14 protein-coding genes are annotated in these 19,397 nt (G+C 69.0%); 9 read left to right on the top strand and 5 right to left on the bottom strand.

Going from position 1 to position 19,397, the window contains the following annotated elements:
- Positions 1–3: 3 nt before the first annotated feature.
- Positions 4–1,041: a hemolysin family protein gene (locus BA895_RS20810; protein ID WP_070193801.1), complete on the bottom strand. Its 1,038-nt coding sequence runs from the start codon at positions 1,039–1,041 to the stop codon at positions 4–6.
- Positions 1,038–2,477 carry a hemolysin family protein gene (locus BA895_RS20805; RefSeq protein WP_083283613.1) on the bottom strand — a complete coding sequence of 480 codons (1,440 nt, stop codon included), beginning with the start codon at positions 2,475–2,477 and terminating at the stop codon, positions 1,038–1,040. The genes BA895_RS20810 and BA895_RS20805 overlap by 4 nt, the downstream gene beginning before the upstream one ends.
- 236 nt (positions 2,478–2,713) lie before the next feature.
- Between BA895_RS20805 and BA895_RS20800 the strand changes: the two genes are divergently transcribed.
- The 5 genes from BA895_RS20800 (at position 2,714) to BA895_RS20785 (ending at position 9,761) form a co-directional block, all read left to right on the top strand.
- Positions 2,714–3,751 (top strand): ABC transporter ATP-binding protein, encoded by a 1,038-nt coding sequence (locus tag BA895_RS20800; RefSeq protein ID WP_070193859.1) that lies wholly within the window; start codon positions 2,714–2,716, stop codon positions 3,749–3,751.
- Complete coding sequence (locus tag BA895_RS20795; RefSeq protein ID WP_070193800.1) at positions 3,748–4,554, top strand: ABC transporter permease; 807 nt, start codon at positions 3,748–3,750, stop codon at positions 4,552–4,554. Before BA895_RS20800 ends, BA895_RS20795 begins: the two co-directional genes overlap by 4 nt.
- A gap of 140 nt (positions 4,555–4,694) precedes the next feature.
- Positions 4,695–8,636 (top strand): multifunctional oxoglutarate decarboxylase/oxoglutarate dehydrogenase thiamine pyrophosphate-binding subunit/dihydrolipoyllysine-residue succinyltransferase subunit, encoded by a 3,942-nt coding sequence (locus BA895_RS20790; protein WP_070193799.1) that lies wholly within the window; start codon positions 4,695–4,697, stop codon positions 8,634–8,636.
- Between the two features lie 101 nt (positions 8,637–8,737).
- Positions 8,738–8,914: a DUF6104 family protein gene (locus BA895_RS24065; RefSeq protein WP_175442404.1), complete on the top strand. Its 177-nt coding sequence runs from the start codon at positions 8,738–8,740 to the stop codon at positions 8,912–8,914.
- Between the two features lie 28 nt (positions 8,915–8,942).
- On the top strand, positions 8,943–9,761 hold the full coding sequence (locus BA895_RS20785; RefSeq protein WP_070193798.1) for a GDSL-type esterase/lipase family protein: 819 nt from the start codon (positions 8,943–8,945) through the stop codon (positions 9,759–9,761).
- On the opposite strand, the gene BA895_RS20780 is transcribed toward BA895_RS20785, so the two are convergent.
- Positions 9,754–10,242 (bottom strand): hypothetical protein, encoded by a 489-nt coding sequence (locus tag BA895_RS20780; RefSeq protein WP_070193797.1) that lies wholly within the window; start codon positions 10,240–10,242, stop codon positions 9,754–9,756. The two genes, BA895_RS20785 and BA895_RS20780, sit on opposite strands and share 8 nt — an antisense overlap.
- A 340-nt stretch (positions 10,243–10,582) precedes the next feature.
- On the opposite strand from BA895_RS20780, the gene BA895_RS20775 reads away from it, so the two are divergent.
- Positions 10,583–10,831, top strand: a complete 249-nt coding sequence (locus BA895_RS20775) for a WhiB family transcriptional regulator (protein WP_070193796.1) — start codon at positions 10,583–10,585, stop codon at positions 10,829–10,831.
- Positions 10,832–10,928: 97 nt separating this feature from the next.
- Here the strand turns inward: BA895_RS20775 and BA895_RS20770 are convergent, their stop codons facing one another.
- Positions 10,929–12,416 (bottom strand): sensor histidine kinase, encoded by a 1,488-nt coding sequence (locus tag BA895_RS20770; RefSeq protein WP_070193795.1) that lies wholly within the window; start codon positions 12,414–12,416, stop codon positions 10,929–10,931.
- Between the two features lie 74 nt (positions 12,417–12,490).
- On the bottom strand, positions 12,491–17,767 hold the full coding sequence (locus BA895_RS20765) for an NAD-glutamate dehydrogenase (RefSeq protein ID WP_083283612.1): 5,277 nt from the start codon (positions 17,765–17,767) through the stop codon (positions 12,491–12,493).
- A gap of 200 nt (positions 17,768–17,967) precedes the next feature.
- Here BA895_RS20765 and BA895_RS20760 point away from each other — a divergent pair, with 200 nt between their 5' ends.
- The 3 genes from BA895_RS20760 to BA895_RS20750 all read left to right on the top strand — a co-directional run bounded on the left by BA895_RS20760 (position 17,968) and on the right by BA895_RS20750 (position 19,352).
- Positions 17,968–18,255 (top strand): hypothetical protein, encoded by a 288-nt coding sequence (locus BA895_RS20760; protein ID WP_070193794.1) that lies wholly within the window; start codon positions 17,968–17,970, stop codon positions 18,253–18,255.
- 7 nt (positions 18,256–18,262) lie between these two features.
- The gene (locus BA895_RS20755) at positions 18,263–18,745 is read left to right on the top strand and encodes a hypothetical protein (RefSeq protein WP_070193793.1); all 483 of its coding nucleotides are present in this window, start codon (positions 18,263–18,265) and stop codon (positions 18,743–18,745) included.
- A gap of 109 nt (positions 18,746–18,854) precedes the next feature.
- Positions 18,855–19,352: a DUF2505 domain-containing protein gene (locus tag BA895_RS20750; protein WP_070193792.1), complete on the top strand. Its 498-nt coding sequence runs from the start codon at positions 18,855–18,857 to the stop codon at positions 19,350–19,352.
- The last annotated feature ends 45 nt before the right edge of the window (positions 19,353–19,397 follow it).

The following is a 19,397-nucleotide window of genomic DNA, read 5'->3' as shown; positions in this document are numbered from 1 at the left end:
CGCTCAGCGCTGGGTGGTGTCGGTGACCTCGCCCACCAGCTCCTCGAGCACGTCCTCGAGAAAGACGACACCGGTCACGACGGCCGCACGGTCGATGACCCGGGCGAGGTGGGCACCGGTCAGCTGCATCGTGGCGAGCACGTCCTCGACCTCGTCCTCCTCGCGAACCGTGGCCAACCGCCGGATCCGCTTGGCCGGCACGGGTAGCTCGTGCCGGTCGTCGTCGGCGTAGAGGATGTCCTTCAGGTGCAGGTAGCCGGCGATCTCACCCGAGTCGTCTCGCACGGGGAACCGCGAGAAGCCCTGCTTGGCCACGAGCCTCTCGATGTCGTTCGGCGTGGCCCCGAAGGCGACGGTCGTCAGAGCGGAGGTCGGCACCGCCACGTCGCTCGCGAGCTTGTCACTGAACTCCAGAGTCTTGGCCACCAGGCCGTGACGCTCCTCCTCGATGAGACCTTCCCGGCGCGACTCCCCCACGATCTGGGCGACCTCCTCGGCGGTGAAGGCCGAGGTGATCTCGTCTTTGGGTTCGATGCCGAAGCGGCGCACCAGGCCCTTGGCGATCACCTCCATCGCGTGCACGATCGGGCGCAGGGCCCGCGAGGTCATGTAGAGCGCGGGCACGAGCAACAGGGCGACCCGTTCGGGCCCCGCCAGTGCCAGGTTCTTCGGGATCATCTCGCCGACGACGACGTGCAGGTAGCTGACGATGAGCAGCGCCAGCACGAGAGCGACTGCCCCAGCGGCGGCGTCGGGCAGGCCTGCCGAGTGGAAGACCGGCTCGAGCAGGTGGTGCAGAGCCTCTTCCGCCAGGGCGCCGAGACCGACCGAGCAGACGGTGATGCCGAGCTGGGCCGTGGCGAGCATCGAACCCAGCCGCTCAAGAGCCTCGAGACAGATGCCGGCCCGCTTGCTCCCGGCATCGGCGAGCGGCTCGAGGGCTGAGCGCCGCACAGCCATGGCGGCGAACTCGCTGCCGACGAAGAACGCGTTGCCGAAGAGCAGCACGATGGACACGAAGTAGACCCATGACCCGCTCATGACCGGCCCTCAGGTCGCCTTCGCCGCGCCCGCGGAGGGCCCTTCGCGGCATCCGGTTCCGTCGGTTCACCCTCGATGAGGGCGACCTCCGCGGCAGCAGCGTCGGCCCCGCCGTCGGGTCGGATGGTCTGCGGCTGCGGTGGGGAGGCCGGCGTGAACCGCAGCCGCTCGACCCGGCGGCCGTCCATCCCCGCCACGGTGATGCTCCAGCCGGGCACGCTCACCTCGTCGCCCACGACCGGGAGCCGACCGAGGTGCTCCATCACGAAGCCACCCATCGTCTCGTAGCGCGACCCGTCGGGCACGTCGGCGTCGAAGGCGTCGCGCACCTCGTCGGGGCGCCACAACCCCGGCACGGTCCACGAACCGTCGACGAGGGCCCGGCCGCTCGGTCGGGTGCGGTCGTGCTCGTCGGCCACCTCGCCCACGATCTCCTCGACGACGTCCTCGAGCGTGACGATGCCGGAGGTGCCGCCGTACTCGTCGACGACGACCGCCATCTGGAAACCGCCCTCCCGCAGCTGCCGCAGCAGCGGGTCGAGCCGGATCGTCTCCGGCACGACGAGGCGGTCAGACATCAGCGCCGACACCGGCACGTCGCGGCGACGCTCGTGCGGCACGGCCATGGCCTTCTTGACGTGCACCACACCGTCGATGTCGTCCCAGTCGTCACCGAGCACCGGAAAACGCGAGTGGCCGGTGCGCCGCGCGAGGCGGAGCACGTCGTCGGCCGACTCCTCCCGGTGGATGCCGGTGCAGCGCACCCGCGGGGTCATCACATCATCGGCGGTGCGTTCGCCGAAGCCGAGCGAGCGAGTCAGCATCCGGGCGGTCGTCACGTCGAGGGTGCCGGCCTCGGCCGAGCGCTGCACGAGGCTGGCGAGCTCCTGCGGCGTGCGGGCGCCGGACAGCTCCTCCTGGGGCTCGATCCCGAGGGCCCGCAGGAAGGCGTTGGCCGAGCCGTTCAGCACGATGATGAGCGGCTTCGCGATCGTCGCGAACACCCGCACGGGCAGCGCCACCACCTTCGCGGTCGCGAGCGGGGCAGAGATGCCCAGGAACTGCGGGAGCAGCTCGCCGAACACCATGGAGAAGATCGTGGCGAGCACCAGAGCGGTCGTGCTGGCCACCGCCTCGACCGCTCCCTCCCCCAGACCGAGCGAGGTCAGCGGTGCCTTCAGCAGGGCCCCGATCGACGGTTGGGCCAGGTAGCCGACGACGAGGGTCGTCAACGTGATGCCGACCTGGGCGGCGGAGAGCTGGGTGGAGAGCTGCTTCAGCGACTGGAGCACCACTCGAGCCCTGGAGTCACCCTCGTCGATGGCCCGCTGCACGGTCGGGCGGTCGAGCGCGACGAGTGAGAACTCGGCGGCCACGAAGACAGTGGTGCCGGCGGTCAGGAGCACCGCTCCGAGCAGCAGCAACCATTCGGTCATAGTTCGCCAACTATAGGCAAGGGTCGGCCACCTCGAGCACCGGTGCCCGCGGTGGGTGGCAGCCTCGCGACGTCGCAGCGGCGCCGCCGTCGCTCACCGGTGGCCGGTGTCACGGTCTGCCGGGGCACGTGTGGTTGAGTTGACCGCGGTCCGTCGGCGAGTCGGGCCCTGCGAGAGGGTCGAGAGGAGCCACGGTGACCAGTGCGCGATCCGACAGCGGGTCGGCGACGTCGGCGATGAGCGGTCTCATCCAGGTGCGCGCGCTGACCAAGAGGTTCGGCTCGTTCACAGCCGTCGACGCCCTCAACTTCGACGTCGAGCCGGGACGGGTGACCGGCTTCCTCGGCCCGAACGGCAGCGGTAAGACCACGACGCTTCGGATGCTGCTCGGCCTGGTTCGACCCACCTCCGGAACCGGCACCATCGACGGCCGCCGCTATGCCGACATCCCCAACCCGCTCACGGTCGTCGGCTCGGCGCTGGAGGCCACCAACTTCCACCCCGGCCGTACCGGACGCGACCACCTCCGGGTGCAGGCTGCCGTGGCGGGAGTCTCCGACCGGCGCGTCGACGAGCTGCTCGAGCTGGTCGGCATCCCGGCTGCAGCCCGCAAGCGAGCCGGTGGCTACTCGATGGGTATGCGGCAGCGCCTGGGCCTGGCCGCCGCCCTGCTCGGCGACCCCAGGGTGATCATCCTCGACGAGCCGGCGAACGGTCTCGACCCGGAGGGCATCCGCTGGCTACGCGGGTTCCTGCGCCACCTCGCCGACGAGGGTCGCACCCTGCTCATCTCCAGCCACATGCTCTCCGAGGTCGAACAGACCGTCGACGACGTCGTCATCATCGCCAACGGCAAGGCGGTGGCTCAGGGCACCGTGGCCGAGCTGCGCGGCGAGCCGACCGCGTTCGTGCGGACCTCCGACCCGGAACGTCTCGTGGCGGCGCTCGAGGGTCGCGGCATCGCGGTGCGCCCGAAGGACGGCGGTCTGCGGGTGACGGTCGATGACCTTGCCGTGGTCGGCGACATCGCCCACGCGAGTGACGTGTCGATCCACGAGCTGCGCTCGGAGCAGACCCACCTCGAGGAGCTGTTCTTCAACCTCACCGAGAGCGACGAGAACCGAAACCGCAACCTCGGCGACGACCTCGGGCACGGCCGGGGGGCGGCGGACGGCAACGGGTCGAGCGCGCCGTCGAACCTCCCACCCCCCGTCGGGTCACCGATCGACCCGGCCCTGCTGAACGCGCCCGACCCCGAGGAGGACCGGCGATGACCGCCGCGATCCGCGCCGAGCTGCGCAAGTTCTTCACCACCCGACTCTGGTGGGGCATGGCCATCGCCGTGTTCGTCGTGGGAGCGGCCTTCGCCGCCGTCTTCGCCTTCCTGCTCACCAGCGACGCAGTTCGTGGCGGCCCGGGCGGAGCACCGAGCGCCCCACTCAACGACGCCCAGCTGGCGAAATCGGTGTTCACCGGTGCGATCCAGATCGGCTATCTGCTCACCCTCTCGATCGGGGTGTTGACGATCGGCTCCGAGTACCGACACAAGACCATCACGTCGACCTTCCTGGCGCAGCCACGGCGCGGTGTCGTCATGGGAGCCAAGGTGTTGGCGTTGCTCGTCATCGGAGCCTTCTACGGAGTGCTGTCGCTGGCGGGGTCGGTGTCCAGTGGCACCGCCATCCTCGTCGCCAAGGGCCACGCCCCGTTCGCGGACAGCTCGATCTGGCGCGCGTTGGCGCTCTCGTTGCTCGCACTGGGTCTGTGGGCCCTCATCGGCCTCGGCGTCGCGATCCTCATCCCCAACCAGGTGGCGGCGCTGCTGATCGCCGTGGGCGTGGCCTGGATCGTCGAGCCGATCGTCGGGACCCTGATCTCCCTGACGGAGACGGGAGCCAAGATCACGCCCTACCTGCCGAGCCAGGCGACCAGCGCCATGCTCGAGTCCGGTGGCGGTTTCGGCGGACCGACCACGTCGACGCTCTCGTGGTGGGCCGCCGCTCTCGTGCTGACGGCGTACGCGGCCGTGATGGCCGGTTTCGGCACCTGGCGCACCCTTCGCGCCGACATCAGCTGACGGCCGTCCGAGCTCGACCGGCACCCTTCGACGAGCAGAAGCACTCGACATCGCGGGCCTCCTCGGGTACACGCGCATTCGGGGCTAGGCTGCTCGGATAGCCAAGAACTCACACCTGTAGCGAAAGAGGCGCATTCGCCGTGTCCGATCAGTCCACCACCGGCGACCCGATGGCATCCTTCGGGCCGAACGAATGGCTCGTCGACGAGCTCTACCAGCGATTCCTCACCGACAAGTCCTCGGTCGACAAGGCCTGGTGGGCCTTCTTCGAGGACTACCAGCCGCAGGACGGCGGCGAGTCGAACGGCGACCAGAGCAAGGTTGGCAAGGGCAGCACGGTCGACAAGGACAGCACGGTCGACAAGGACAGCACGCGTGACAAGGGCAGCGTGGTGAAGCCGGCCGCGGCCCCTGCCGAGAAGAGCGCCGACCACGGTTCGTCCAACGGACAGGCGTCGGCGCCGGCGAGCAACGGCCAGCGCGCCCAACCGTCCTCGCCTCCCGCAAACCGGCCCGAACCCGCCCCGCAGCCCAAGGCCGAACCTGCCGCCAAGAGCCCCACCGCCGCCACCACCGCCACAGCCGAGAAGGCCGAGACGTCGGCCGCGCGCGCAGAGCAGTCGGCTCGGACGCCGCGCGACATCCCCCAGCCCAAGGAGTCGGGCCCGGTGAACGACGCCGTCGTCAAACCCCTTCGCGGCGCCACGGCTCGCGTCGTGACCAACATGGAGAGCTCGCTCGGAGTACCCACCGCCACGAGCGTGCGCGCCGTCCCGGCCAAGCTGCTGATCGACAACCGGGTCGTGATCAACAACCACCTGGCCCGCTCACGAGGTGGCAAGGTCAGCTTCACCCACATCGTCGGCTACGCGATGGTCAAGGCCCTCGAGCTGATGCCCGAGATGAACAACGGCTTCATCGAGCAGAACGGCAAGCCGGCGCTCCTGCAGCCCGCCCACGTCAACTTCGGTCTCGCCATCGACCTGCAGAAGCCTGACGGCAGCCGCACCCTCGTGGTGCCGTCGATCAAGTCGGCCGAGTCGATGGACTTCGTGCACTTCTGGACCGCCTACGAAGACATGGTGCGCAAGGCTCGCACGAACAAGCTCACGGTCGAGGACTTCCAGGGCACCACGATCTCGCTGACCAACCCGGGCGGCATCGGCACGGTCCACTCCGTGCCGCGCCTCATGGCCGGTCAGGGAGCCATCATCGGCGTGGGCGCTCTCGAGTACCCGGCGCAGTGGCAGGGGGCGAGCACCGAGACCCTCAACCGCAACGCGGTGAGCAAGATCCTCACGCTGACCTCGACCTACGACCACCGCATCATCCAGGGTGCGCAGAGCGGCGACTACCTCCGGGTCATCCACCAGCTGCTTCTCGGCGACAACCGCTTCTACGACGAGCTCTTCGAGTCGCTTCGCATCCCGTACGAGCCGATCCGCTGGAGCCAGGACCTCGACTCCTCGCACGACGACGACATCAACAAGGTCGCTCGGGTGCAGAAGCTGATCCGCGCCTATCGCGTGCGCGGCCACCTGATGGCCGACACCGACCCGCTGGAGTACAAGCAGCGGCGCCACGCCGACCTCGACGTCACGACCCACGGCCTCAGCCTCTGGGACCTCGACCGCAGCTTCGCCACCGGCGGTTTCGGCGGGGTGCCCTTCCTCAAGCTGCGCAAGATCCTCGGCATCCTGCGTGACTCGTACTGTCGTACCGTCGGCATCGAGTACATGCACATCCAAGACCCCGAGCAGCGCGCCTGGATCCAGCACAAGGTCGAGCGGCCCTACGCCAAGACCTCGAAGGACGAGCAGATGCGCATCATGCGCCGGCTCAACTCCGCCGAGGCGTTCGAGACGTTCCTGCAGACGAAGTTCGTCGGCCAGAAGCGGTTCTCCCTCGAAGGCGGCGAGTCGGCCATCGCGTTGCTCGACCGGATCCTCTGCCGGGCCGCCAGCGACGGGCTCGACGAGGTGTGCATCGGGATGCCGCACCGTGGCCGCCTCAACGTGCTGGCCAACATCGCCGGCAAGAGCTACGGCCAGATCTTCCGCGAGTTCGAGGGCAAGTCCGACCCCAACTCCGTGCAGGGCTCGGGTGACGTGAAGTACCACCTCGGTACCGAGGGTGAGTTCGTGGCCGAGGACGGCGCGAAGACGAAGGTCTACCTGGCGGCCAACCCCTCACACCTGGAGGCGGTCAACCCCGTGCTCGAAGGTATCGTGCGCGCGAAGCAGGACCGGCTCAACCTCGGTGGCGAGAGCTTCACCGTGCTGCCGCTGCTCATGCACGGTGACGCGGCCTTCGCCGGACAGGGCGTGGTGGCCGAGACCCTCAACCTCTCGCAGCTGCGCGGCTACCGCACCGGCGGCACCATCCATGTCGTCGTCAACAACCAGGTCGGCTTCACCACCTCGCCGAGCAGCTCGCGCTCGTCGGTCTACTCGACCGACGTGGCCCGGATGATCCAGGCGCCGATCTTCCACGTGAACGGCGACGACCCGGAGGCCTGCGTACGCGTCGCCGAGCTGGCCTACGAGTTCCGTCAGGAGTTCAACAAGGACGTCGTGGTCGACATGGTGTGCTACCGCCGGCGTGGCCACAACGAGGGAGACGACCCCTCGATGACCCAGCCGATGATGTACAACCTCATCGAGGCCAAGCGCTCGGTGCGCAAGCTCTACACCGAGTCGCTCATCGGTCGTGGCGACATGGCTCAGGAGGACGCCGAGGCGGCGCTGCGCGACTACCAGCAGCAGCTCGAGCGGGTCTTCATCGAGACGAAGGCGGCCAAGAAGGCCGACACCACCCGCAGCGACGCGGCGACCGACTCCGACGCGCCCGACAACCGCGGTCTCGAGAAGCCCCAGGCCCAGATCGACGACGACTCCGCCCCGACCCGCTCGGCCACCAGGACGGGCGTCGAGCTCAGCGAGCTCGTGCACATCGGCGAGACCTTCACCAGCCCACCCGAGGGCTTCACCATTCACCCGAAGCTGGGACAGCTGATGGAGCGTCGGGCGCAGATGGTGCGCGACGGCGGCATCGACTGGCCGATGGCCGAGCTGCTTGCCTTCGGCACGCTGCTCAAGGAGGGCACCCCGGTTCGTATCGCCGGCCAGGACACCCGTCGCGGCACCTTCGTGCAGCGCCACGCAGTGCTCATCGACAAGAACGACGGGGAGGAATGGACCCCCCTGCTCTACCTCGGCGAGGGTCAGGCCCGGTTCTGGATCTACGACTCGCTGCTCTCCGAGTACGCCGCGATGGGCTTCGAGTACGGCTACTCGGTCGAGCGGCCCGACGCGCTGGTGCTGTGGGAGGCGCAGTTCGGAGACTTCGGCAACGGGGCCCAGACGATCGTCGACGAGTTCATCAGCAGCTCGGAGCAGAAGTGGGGGCAACGTAGCTCGGTCGTGCTGCTCCTGCCCCACGGCTACGAGGGCCAGGGCCCTGACCACAGCTCGGCGCGTATCGAGCGCTACCTGCAGCTCTGCGCCGAGAACAACATGACCGTCGCCTACCCGTCGACCGCCGCGTCGTACTTCCACCTGCTGCGTCGACAGGCCTACGCGCGCCCGCGCACCCCGCTGATCGTCTTCACCCCGAAGTCGATGCTGCGCAGCAAGGCTGCTGCCAGTGCCGTCGAGGCGTTCACGACCGGAGGCTTCCAGCCGGTGCTCGCCGACCATGACGGCGTTACCGACACCGTCACCAGGGTGCTGCTCGCGTCGGGCAAGGTGGTTCACGAGCTCGACGCCGAACGTGAGAAGCGTGGCGACCGCGAGACGGCGATCATCAGGGTCGAAAGGCTGTACCCGATTCCCGACCAGGAGATCGCGGCAGCCGTGGCCAAGCACCCCGGAGCCGAGATCGTCTGGGTCCAGGACGAGCCGCGAAACCAGGGGGCCTGGCCGCTGATGGCGCAGTGGCTGCACGACGACCTGTCCGAGCGGGGTGAACTGCGTTCGATCCGGGTTGTCTCCCGCAAGGCATCGGCGTCGCCGGCCACGGGCAGCTCGAAGAAGCACGCCGCCCAGCAGGCCGAGCTGATCGAGCGGGCGTTCGCGCGCTGACCGACCGGGCGTCTCGATGTCGAGCCTGCTGTTCACAGTCCAGGGGAGCCCGCGACGCGTGCCTCCCCTGGACCGGCGGCCCGACGCGATAGCCTCCGAACGTGTACTTCACCGACCGGGGCATCGAGGAGTTGGCGGCCCGCCGGGGCGAGGAAGAGGTGAGCCTCGACTGGCTCGCCGACCAGCTGCGAGCATTCGTTGATGTTCACCCCGAGTTCGAGGTGGCAGTCGAACGGCTCGCGACCTGGCTGGCACGACTCGATGATGACGAAGACTGACACCCAGGGCTGACGACGAGGACTCACCATGACCGACCCCACCCCCGCCGGCACCGACGACGCACCGCTCGAGTTCGGTGTGGGCCCTGCCTACCCGACCTCACACATCAGCTTCACCGATGACCGGTCCTCAGCAGGGCCCCAACCGCAGTCCGTCTCGCGCACGGCGGAGGCCGGCCCGTCAGCGGCGTCGCGCCCGGTCGCCTCCGAGGAGCCGGTCTTCTCGCCGACCCCGGACTTCTCGATCGCCGACGGTGTTCGCGACGTCGGCATGGTTTTCATGGGAGCGTCCACCACGGCCGGCTACGGCGACCCGAAGGGGCTGGGTTGGGTGGGCCGGGTCGTGGCCCGCACGCAGCATCCCGACCTCGACCTGACGGCCTACAACCTGGGGGTGCGAGGCAACACCTCGGGCGACGTCGTGGCCCGGTGGAGCGCCGAGTGCCACCCGCGCTGGCAGGGCCGGGCCGAGCGGCGGCTCGTGCTCTCGGTGGGCAGCCACGACATCATGACGGGCATGACGATGGCCCGCTCGCGACTCAACCTTGCGAACGTGCTCGACGAGGCCGCCAACTCCGGCATCGGAGTGTTCGTCGTGGGCCTGACCCCCACCCTCGACCCCGAGACCAACCGACGCATCGAGAGCCTGGCCGAGGCTCAGGCCGACGTGTGCGCGCGGCGCGGAATCACCTACGTCGACTGCTACCGGCCGCTGGTCAGCCACGACCAGTGGATGGCCGACGTCGCCGCCAGCCCAGACCGGGTGCACCCGGGCCAGGCCGGCTACGGCCTGATCGCCTGGCTGGTGCTGCACAACGGCTGGAACGACTGGCTCTCGATCAGCTGATCCGACGTCGGTGCGAACCATCGTCGGGGCCACCGACGTCATCATCGTCACCGGCGTCACCGGGATTTTCGGGATTACCGGGATTACCGCGTCGGATCGGGTCGTTCGGCCGGGCCCCCAGCGCAGCCACCACGCTCACCACCGCAACGACGGCCACTCCCAGGGCGACCAGCGTGCGACCGGACTGGAACAGCGACCAGGCCACGGGCAGCAGCAGCAGGTTCCACAACAGGGTGGGGGTGCGCGGCCAGTCGGCCAGGCGCGCCCATCCGCGGGCCATCGCGAGCAGGAAGAGGGCGAAGACCAGGATCAGCACGCCAGAGCTCACCCCTCGGGTCGCGTCGTCGGTGGCGCCGGAGGCGATCTCGTAACCGTAGAAGCCGGCAAAGCCGAGGAGCGCGACCCCTTCGAAGGCCGCCAGCGCGGCAGACACACGGTGGGAGCGCAGGTCACGAGGCAGGTGGGCTTTCGGGTCGGTCACCGCCCAAGGGTAGCCAGTCGAGTGCGACACGCTCGGACGTGACTTATCTAACCTAGCCGGATCGCCTCCCAGCCGATAGAGTCACCTTTCGGTGCGGTCTGTCCTTTCGGGCACCTCGATCCTGCAGCCACCTCGCCGAAACACCGACGGAACTCGCTCGGAACATATTCGATACCGATTCCGTTGCGACCTTTAGGAGATCCTCAGGTCGCTGATGACGCTGAACCAGCACGACCCGTATGGCTCCGACAAAGACGCTGGTGCCCGAACCCAGTACCGAACTGTGCCCCTTGGGCGCCCCTTTGGTGCGTACGACAGATGATGAAGGAGCACGATCCACATGGATTGGCGCGACCGCGCTGCCTGCTTAGAGGTCGACCCAGAGCTGTTCTTCCCGATCGGGAACACCGGGCCGGCCATCTTGCAGATAGAAGAGGCCAAGGCAGTGTGCCGCACCTGCCCCGTGATCGAGACGTGTCTGAAGTGGGCCCTGGAGAGCGGGCAGGATGCCGGCGTGTGGGGCGGTCTCTCCGAAGACGAGCGCCGCGCCCTCAAGCGGCGAAACGCCAGAGCACGCCGAGCCAGCTGAGCCCCGGAACTGTCTGTGCCCGGTGACCTCCCGGTCGCCGGGCATTGCTGTTGTGAGGCGCCCCGTCTCGTTGTGAGATCTCGAGGCGGGCACCGTCCTAGGTGACGGGGCGCAGGCTGGCGGTGAACCGCGCCCGCGTGCCGTGGGGCACCACCGGTTCCCAGCTGATGCGGCCGGAGAGGTCTGCCACCAGAGACTGCACGATCTGGGTGCCGAGCCCTGACCCGGGTCGTCGCGCCGGGTCGATGCCCTTGCCGTCGTCCTCCACCGACACCACGACCATCGGGTTGCCCCGCTCGTCGGCCTGACGGTCGATCGTGATGTGCACCTGGCCCCCGTTCTCGCCGAGTCCGTGCTCGATCGCATTCTGCACCAGCTCGCTCATCACCATCGCGAGCGAAGTAGCGTCTTCGGCCCGGAGCCGACCGAAAGAGCCCTCGGTGGTCGTCCGCACCGGAGCACCGTTGGCCGACACCTCGACGACGGCATTGAGCCCTCGTTGGGCGATCGCGTCGAAGTCGACGGTCTCGTCGAACCCCGCACTCAGCTGGTCGTGCACGAGGGCGATCGTTCCGACCCGTCGCTCCGCCTCCGCCAGCGCCGCCCGGGCCTCCCCCTCCGGCACGCGCCGGGCCTGCAGGCGCAGCAGGGCTGCGACCGACTGCAGGTTGTTCTTCACACGGTGGTGGATCTCACGGATCGTCGCGTCCTTGGTCATCAGCTCCCGCTCACGACGGCGCAGCTCGCCCACGTCACGAAGCAGCACGATGGCCCCGAACCGCTGACCAGCCTCGGTGAGGGGGATCGCGCGCATCGACACCGTGGTGCCACCGGCGACGATCTCGGTGCGCCACGGTTGGCGGCCCGTGACCACGAGCGCCAGACCTTCATCGACCGGGTCGAACTCTCGCACGTTGTCGGTGACGATCTGCGCCAGACTCGCTCCCACGACCTCGCCGAGGTGCCCCAGGCGGTGCAGCGCCGACACCGCGTTCGGGCTGGCGTAGGTCACGACGCCGTCGACATCGAGCCGGATGACGCCGTCGCCGACCCGCGGGGCACCGCGCCGCAGACCAGTAGGTGCGCTCGTGTTGGGGAACTCGCCGCCGGTGACCATGCGGCACAGTGCGTCGGCGGTCGCGAGGTAGGTCAGCTCGAGTCGGCTCGGGGTACGAGTGGTCCAGAGGTTGGTGTGCCTGGTCATGACGGCGACAACCCGACCCTGACGCACGACGGGGATGTACTCCTCGCGCACCGACTGCTCCGGGACCTGCTCCTGGTGCACCACCACCTGCCGCACGCGCAGGATGCGCTGCTCGTCGGCGGCCTCGCTCAACAGGTCACCCATGCGCCCCGCCTGAGCGGTGCGGCCCACCTGGTCCTCGACGAACACGAGCTGGCCGGTCGTCGGGCGCACGTGAGCCAGTGCCTCCCACCGGTCGCTCACCGAACGCACCCAGAGCACGAGGTCGGCAAAACTGAGGTCGGCGATCAGCTGCCAGTCTCCGACGAGCAGGTGCAGCCACTCGGCATCGTGGGCAGAGACGTTGGTTCGTGCCCGCAAGAGCTCGCTCAGGGTTGCCACGACCTGAGCCTAGACGGCGCGCTCGGTCACCACCGAGCGGCCACTCGACCGTGCGGGGTGGCCGCTCGACCGCGTCAGACGCTCTTGGTCGTGCGCTTCCTGGAGGTGGCCTTCTTGGCCGGCGCCGCCTGCTTGGCCGGCGCCGCCTGCTTGGCCGGCGCCGCCTGCTTGGCGGGTGCCGCCTTCTTGGCCGGCGCCGCCTTCTTGGTCGGCGCCGCCTTCTGGGCGGTCGCCTTCCGTGTGGTTGCCTTCGCCGTGGTGGTCTTCTTCGAGGTTGTCTTCTGCGGAGCCGTCGTCTTCGGAGCTGTCGTCTTCGGGGGCGTCGTCTCCTTGGCCGGTGCCGCCCGCTTCGCGGCCGCCATCTTCTTGGTCGCCGCGGTCGCGGTGCGCGACTCCGACGTGCGAGGGGCCTGCGACGACTCCACCGACGCGGGGGCTCCAGAGGAACCGGCCTTGGTGACGGTGCGTAGGGTGCGCAGGGCCACCGAGAGCGCCGCGATCCCGGCGTGGCTCAGACGCTCGATGCCGCCGAGTGCGCTGCGCGCACGGCTGAGGGCGTCCGCGTTGTGTTGCGACCACTGCGCCAGTCGGTCCGGCGGCGACTGTCGGGGCTCACTGACCTCCAGCACCGACCGGGCGAGGTTGTCCAGCACCGCATAGAGGTCATCGCGCAGCGCACCGCGCGCCAGGGCGTCCCACCGGTCGTCGCGGGGCAACGCCGAGACGCGGGTCAACATGGCATCGATCGAGAACGTCTCCGAGGTGCTGAAGTAGACACCCACCACGTCGGCGAGCCGCTCGCCGGTGTCCTCGGCGATCTCGATGCAGTCGAGCACCGAGTAGGCGTCGAGCAGTGAGGCGGCCGTCAGGGCGAGGTCCTCCGGGATGCCCTTACCCTGCAGCTCTCGCGCGCGTCGGGTCAGACGGGTCTGTTCGCTACCGACAAGCACCTCCGGCATCCGCTCGGCGTAGACGGAGATACCCGGCCGGAACCGGGCGACCTCGGCCGCGATGTCGAGCACCGGGGGCCGGGAGGTGAGGAACCAGCGAACCGCACGGTCGAGCAGTCGGCGGAACTCGAGGTAGAGCACGGTCTGGGCGTCGGTGCTGATGACGTTGTCGGTGGCCTCGACCCGGCGCACGAACCCGGAGAGGTCGAACACCTCCCGACACACGACGTAGGCGCGGGCCACCTGTTCGGGTGAGGCTCCGGTCTCCTCCCCGGAACGGAAGGCGAACGTGATGCCGCCACGGTTGATCATCGAGTTGACGACCGAGTTCGTGATGATCTCGCGGCGCAGGGGGTGGGCCCCGATCTGCTCGGGGAACTTGGTACGCAGGGCCTGGGGGAAGTACTCGGCCAAGGTCGCGTCGAACCACGGGTCGTCGGGCACGCTGGTGTCGATGAGCTGGTTCTTCAGGAAGAGCTTGGCGTAGGCCACCAGCACCGAGAACTCGGGAGACATCAGGCCGAGCCCGTCCTTCTGCCGCCGGTTGATCTCGGCGTCGGAGGGCAGGAACTCGAGATCGCGGTTGAGATCGCCGCGCTCTTCGAGGAAGTGGATGAGCCGCTCATGGACGGCGAGCATGCTGTGCTCCTGAGCTCGCGCGTTGCCGAGCAGCACGTTCTGCTCATAGTTGTCACGCAGCACCTGGTCTGCCACATCGTCGGTCATCGACGCCAGCAGCGTGTTGCGCCGCTTCATCGTCATCTCGCCCGACCGCGTCAGCTGCGTCAGCAGGATCTTGATGTTCACCTCGTGGTCGGAGGTGTCGACCCCGGCGCTGTTGTCGATGGCATCGGTGTTGACCCGCACCCCCGCGAGCGCGGCCTCGATGCGGCCGAGCTGGCTCATGCCGAGGTTGCCGCCCTCGCCGATCACCCGGCAGCGAAGGTCGGAGCCGTTGACCCGGATGGCGTCGTTGGCCCGGTCACCGATCTCGCCGTTCGACTCGGCCTTCGCTTTCACGTAGGTGCCGATGCCGCCGTTCCAGAGCAGGTCGACCGGCGCGAGCAGGATCGCCTTCATCAGCTCGGCCGGGGTCATGGTCTTCGTGCCGGCCCGCATCCCGAGGGCCGAGACCATCGCCGGGGTGAGCGTGACCGACTTCGCCGCCCGGTCGATGACCATGCCTCCGGTCGACAGCAGTGAGGCGTCGTAGTCTCCCCACGACGACCCGGGCATCTCGAAGAGCCGCTTCCTCTCGGCGTAGGACGTGGCGGCTTCCGGCTCGGGGTCGATGAAGATGTGGCGGTGGTCGAAGGCGGCCACGAGCCGGATGTGCTCAGAGAGCAGCATCCCGTTGCCGAACACGTCGCCGCTCATGTCGCCGACGCCGACCGTGGTGAACTCCTGCGTCTGGGTGTCGAGCCCGAGCTCTCGGAAGTGTCGCTTCACCGACTCCCAGGCACCGCGGGCCGTGATGCCCATGCCCTTGTGGTCGTAGCCGGCCGACCCGCCCGAGGCGAACGCGTCATCGAGCCAGTAGCCGTAGTCGGCCGAGATCCCGTTGGCGATGTCGGAGAACTTGGCGGTGCCCTTGTCAGCCGCGACGACGAGGTAGGTGTCGTCCTCGTCGTGACGCACCACCCGGGGAGGCGCCACGACGGCTCCCTCGACGAGGTTGTCGGTCAGGTCGAGCATTCCGGAGATGAACGTGCGGTAGCTGGCGATGCCCTCCTCAAGCCAGGCACCCCGGTCGCCGGTCGGGTCGGGGAGCGCCTTGGCGTAGAACCCGCCCTTGCTACCCGTCGGCACGATCACGGCGTTCTTGACCATCTGAGCCTTGACCAGGCCCAGCACCTCGGTGCGGAAGTCCTCACGGCGGTCGCTCCAGCGCAGCCCGCCGCGCGCCACCTTGCCGAAGCGCAGGTGGACGCCCTCGACGCGGGGGCTGTACACCCAGACCTCGAACATCGGCCGGGGAGCCGGCAGGTCGAGCACCTTCTTCGGGTTGAGCTTGAGCGAGACGTACGACTTGTCGTTGCCGTCGGCGTCGCGCTGGTAGAAGTTTGTACGCAGGCACGCCAGGATCACCCCGAGCAGGGCGCGCACGATGCGGTCGTGGTCGAGGCTGGCCACCTCCTCGAGGTCGCTCTTGATGTGACCGACGATGGTCTTCTGTCGGGCGGCCCGCTTGCCCCGGCCGGCTTCGGTGTCGTCGAACGCCTCGGGGTCGAAGCGCACCTCGAACAGCTCGACGAGGCGCCGCGCGATCTCGGAATGGGTCACCAGGGCTGACTCGACGTAGTCCTGCGAGAAGGTCGAACGCGTCTGACGCAGGTACTTGGCGACGGTCCGCAGGATGACGACCTGGCGCCACCTGAGGCCTGCGCCCAGCACGAGGGCGTTGAAGCCGTCAGACTCGGCACGGCCTTCCCACACCGCAGAGAAGGCGTCCTCGAAGCGGGTTCGCACCTGCTCGACGGCGTTGCCGGAACCCCACCGTTCGACCGGGGCCCGCAGGCCGAAGTCGTAGATGTGCAGGCTGCCGTCGACCTGGGGCACCTCGTACGGGCGTTCGTCGGCGACCTCGACGCCGAGGTGGGTGAAGAGCGGCAGCACCTGGGTCAGCGACAGCTCGGACCGTCGGTACAGCTTGAACCGGCGCTCGCCGGCATCCTCGCTGTTCGGGTCGAGATAGAGGTGCAGGGACGTCGCCGACGCCGCTTCGTCGAGCGCGTCGATGCGTTCGAGGTCGGCGGCCGCCCGTTCGACGTCGAAGTCCTCCTTGAACGCCTCCGGCAGCGCCTTGGCGTAGGTGGCCATGGCGCGCGCCGCGCCCTCAGCCCCCCGCGCGTCTGCCAGTACCTCGGCGAGGTCCTCGTCCCACGTGCGGGTGGCGTCGACGACACGGCGCTCCAGGGCCTCTTCGTCGAAGTCGGGGATGTCGACGCCCGCCGGCATCCGCACGACGAAGTGCAGCCGGGCCAGCACCGACTCGCTGACCCGGGCCGTGTTGTCGATCGAGGCCCCCCCGAACGCCTCGAGCAGGATGGCCTCGATGCGCAGCCGGACCGTCGTGTTGTAACGGTCGCGAGGGAGGTAGACGAGGCACGACATGAACCGGCCGAACTCGTCACGACGCAGGAACAGCTTGGTCTTCCGGCGCTCCTGCAGGTGCAGCACACTGGTGGCCACCTCGGCCAGCTGGTCTGCATTGGTCTGCAACAGCTCGTCGCGGGGGTAGGTCTCCAGGATCTGGAGGACGTCCTTGCCCGAGTGGCTCTCGGGCGCGAGACCCGTCTTGCGCAGCACCTGCTGGGCGCGCCGGTCGAGCAGGGGAATGTCGTGGATCGTGTCGTTGTACGCAGCGGAGGCGTAGAGGCCGAGGAAGCGCTGCTCTCCGACACACTCTCCGCGCGCGTCGAAACGCTTGATGGAGATGTAGTCGAGGTAGACGTCGCGGTGCACCGTGGCGCGCGAGTTGGCCTTGGTGACGATGAGGATGTTCTCGTCGCGGGCCGCCCGGCTGGCCGCGGGACTGAGCACGAGGCCGGCGGCATCGCCCTTGCGGTCGGCTCGCAGCAGACCGAGACCGGTGCCCGGCACCTGGCGCGAGATGTCACGCCCCGACTCGTGCTTCAGCGCGTACTCGCGGTAGCCGAGGAAGGTGAAGTTGTTGTGGGCGAGCCACTCGAGGAAGCGGCTCACCTCACGCGCCTGGTGCGGGTCGGTGCCCGGAGGGGTGGCCGACTTCAGCTCGCTCGCGATGGTGAGGGCGTGGGCCCGCATCTTCGGCCAGTCCTCGACGGCGGCCCGCACGTCGCCCAGCACCTGGCGCAGCCGCGACTCGACCTCCGTCAGGGAGGCGTCGGGGAGCCGGTCGATCTCGAGGTGCATCCACGACTCACGCGCCAACCCGACCGCGCCGTTGTCGACGGTGGTCTCACCGTCGGTCAGCACGGAGTCGAGGTCGCCCGTCATCGACCGCGCCACGTTGAGCTGGGGGTGGATGATCAGGTGTACGCCGCTGTCGAACCCGCCGAGGGCCGACACGACCGAGTCGACGAGGAAGGGCATGTCGTCGATGACGATCTGCACGACGGTGTAGAGCGACTCCCAGCCATCGACGTCGGCGCTCGGGTTGAAGGCGCGCACACTGGTCGTGCCGACCGGGCGAAGTTGCGCGAACGCCTTGTGCCCCAGCGCTATCGCGGCCAGCTCGGCCGGCTCACGAACAATGAGGTCTTCGGTGGCGACGAGTCTGAAGTAGGCCTCGAGCAGTCCCTTGATGTCGTCACCACCAGTGGCACGAGCGCGCCGTCGGCCCTTCGGGGCGACAGGCGAGGCTGTTGCCACGGCAGACAACAGGGCATCGGTTCGAGACTTCTCCAGTGACGCAGACATGCGTAGCGACTTCCTCACCGTACGGCCCAAGTGCGACACGGCGGTGTGCCGCACATCTCTCGCACGACCCTATCGCCCTCCCCGCCTCATCGACCGCCGGGTCGCCCACGACGCTCCGACCTGTTGGAGAAGTCAGCACTGTCAGCGGCAGACGTGGAGAACTTCGCGGGTGCCGCGGCACTCCTGCCTAGAGTTGGGGCATGACCACCGGGCCCTCCCCTGTGCGGCCTTCCACCGGCGCCGCCGAGCAGCGCACGCTGCGCGCCCTGGCCCGGGCCCGATCGGTGACGGCAGCCCTCTCCGACGATCTCCTGACGCACGTACCCGACCTGGGCGACCTCGCCACCGGTCGGGTCCTCGATGCGTGGGTCGAGCAGGCCGCCGACACCTTGCGCGCCCTGTCGGAGGCCATCGAGGAGCGCCTCCTCGACACGGCGGTGGCCCCTGTCGTCGCGCCGGGTCGGTCATCGCGTGAGGCGCCACGGTGATCGACCGGTGAACGGTGGAGACCCGGGTTCGACCAGCGCCCTGGGGGGTGCGCTGCGCGGTCACGCGCTGCGTCTCGCCGACCTCGTCGACGAGCTGACCCCGACCGCGCACGCCGTCCACGCCGGGCGCGTCGACCACGCCGTCGCCGAGCGCGACCTGCTCGTCTCCACTGCCGACGAGCTCGACCGGGTGGGGGCCCTGCTGCAGCAGTGGACCGCAACGACCGTCGACTCGCTCGCCCGGCTGCGTCAGCTCGACCACCAGCTCGCGGCCGCAGGGCTCGAGGTGTCGGGCAACAAGGTGGTCGAGTCGCTCGGCCCCAGCCGGGTCGACCCCGACGAACGGCTCCGCTCGCGCGAGCTGCTCCAGGAGCTGCTCAACCGGGTGACCTCGGCCCGGGCCAAGCAGCTGGCCCGGCTGGCGCGCGAGCTCGACGCCTCTCGCACCACCTTGGCGCGCCTGTCTGACGTGGCCCGCTCCGGGCGGTAGCGAGCCGCGTTCGCTTCGTGCGGTCGGCGAGCGTTCGCGCTGACCGACCGGACCCGCCCCCGACGCCGCCGGCTGAGCAGCGACGTCCGGCCTTGGATAGCGTTGTGCCATGAGGATCACGCAGACGATGGACTACGCCGCCGCCCCCGAGGCGGTCTTCGCCATGATGACGAGCGAGGAGTTCCAAACCCAGAAGTGCGCCGACGCCGGCGCCCTGAGCCACCACGTCGAAGTGTCTGCCACCGGCGGCCACGCCCGCGTGGTCGTGAACCGCGACCTGCCGACCGACCGGCTGCCTGACTTCGCGAAGTCACTCGTGGGCCAGACCCTCTCGACGACGGAGACGTGGGAGTGGTCTGACGCGTCGGCCGGCGGTGAGCGCCATGCCACCCTGACCGTCGAGGTCAAGGGGACCCCTATCGCCATGCGCTCGACCGTTGTTCTCGCCGGCAACGGAGCCGGCTCTGTCGTCACCATCGACGGCGACCTCAAGGCCTCCATCCCGCTCTTCGGAGGGAAGATCGAGAAGGCGTCTGCCCCCGCCGTCATCGGGGCCCTGCGCAGCGAGCAGCGCACCGGCTCGCACTGGATCCGCTCGCGGGCCTGAGCGCTTCTCGCCCTCACCGGCGAGAGGGGGTTTCGCGTGACGCGA

This window comes from Humibacillus sp. DSM 29435 (assembly GCF_001758225.1).
Classification (GTDB): domain Bacteria; phylum Actinomycetota; class Actinomycetes; order Actinomycetales; family Dermatophilaceae; genus DSM-29435.
This window is presented reverse-complemented; position numbering and strand designations above follow the sequence as displayed.